The organism is Ruegeria sp. AA3 (genome assembly GCF_056542905.1).
On record NZ_JBQGAQ010000045.1, the window covers coordinates 1 to 612 of the forward strand.

At 60.0% G+C, this 612-nt stretch carries 1 pseudogene; it reads left to right on the top strand.

Annotated elements, in window-relative coordinates:
* A pseudogene (locus tag ACR0JR_RS22385) lies at positions 1-612 on the top strand (DUF2339 domain-containing protein); the annotation flags it as partial.

Sequence of the window (612 nt, forward strand, 5' to 3'; positions counted from 1 at the left end):
GGCATGGATTTCTATTCTGACGCTAGTGGGTGCATACGGGGCGGCGTTTTTGCTGGTGCTGTCTTCCCCCTCTACGGAACCGGGGTATCTGACCTGTGTGACAGCACTGGCGCTGATTGCGATGGCGATACCCGTACGCAGTATCTGGCCCGACCACACCGGCCCGATGATTGCCGAGGTCATCCGGCGACGGAAAGGGGATCCATGGCCCGAGTTTCCAACCCGAATTGCCTTTGGTGCGGTTCTCACCAGTTCCATCATCCTGTCGCTGCATTGGTCGGATTCAAGCGGTGAGTTTTGGCTGGGCGTTGCTCTGTTTACCGCTTTGATACTGGCGCTGATCCTTTGGACAAAAGCTGCGCGTGCTTTGCAGGATGTGACGGTGCTGCCTGCGTTGGGTCTGATCTGGTTTGTTCTGCTGCACGGGTTGGACGGTGGCTCCGTGTGGCGCGGCTTTGCCGACACATACGTGGAAACGGCCGAGGCCGATTATCCTTGGGTAGTCACGCTATTGGTTGCCCTCGGGGCCTTGATCAGCGTGCTCGCTGCGTGGCGGTCCTTCCACGCCGGGCGCTACGCTGTGGTCTGGGCCGGGGGTGCAGCCCTATTTGC